The organism is Haloferax marisrubri, assembly GCF_001469875.2.
GTDB lineage: Archaea > Halobacteriota > Halobacteria > Halobacteriales > Haloferacaceae > Haloferax > Haloferax marisrubri.
Map to the genome: position 1 here is coordinate 1 of NZ_LOPW02000023.1, position 530 is coordinate 530.

At 60.2% G+C, this 530-nt stretch carries 1 protein-coding gene and 1 pseudogene; both read right to left on the minus strand.

Annotated features, from left to right (window positions below; translation table 11 throughout):
* Positions 1-194: pseudogene (locus AUR65_RS20405) on the minus strand (hypothetical protein); the annotation flags it as partial.
* 29 nt (positions 195-223) lie between these two features.
* A partial coding sequence (locus tag AUR65_RS19405; protein ID WP_058568748.1) for a hypothetical protein occupies positions 224-530 on the minus strand: 307 nt, incomplete at its 5' end.

A 530-nucleotide genomic window follows, 5' to 3' on the forward strand; every position in this document is an offset into this window, starting at 1 on the left:
TCGCCGTACTGCTGCTGGTAGTCTTGTTGGCTGACGTAGCGGTCGCTATCACGAGACCAGAGCGTTGCCGACTCGTTTTCCGTGAGGCCGTTTGTCTCAGTCCCTGGTCTCGGGGGCTGTGCCGTGGCGAGGCCGATAATGGAACTCGACACGAGCAACGCGGCTACCAGTACGGAGGGCACTCGATGCTCCATGGGAGGGCAAAGGTGGATTGGTGGGGCGCTTACCAGGGAGTGAGATTCATACAGTCCCCAAGTGGGAGGCCCATAATCGACGCCACAACGGAATACAGCGGGCCGAGCACCGCCAAGATGAGGGCGGATTTGAGTGCTGCGCGCTTGTGGACTTTGAGTCGCTTTTTCTGTTCGGGGCTGGCGGTGAAGATCTCAGCGAGGGAGTCGGCCTGCCAGATGACTGCCAACCCAATGAAGCCGAGCGTCGTCGTGATCTGGAAGAAGCCCTCAACCATCCCCGGCAATTTCTCAGCGCTGCAGACCACGCTGTCTTGTGCGGCAACTGGCTGGACGGCA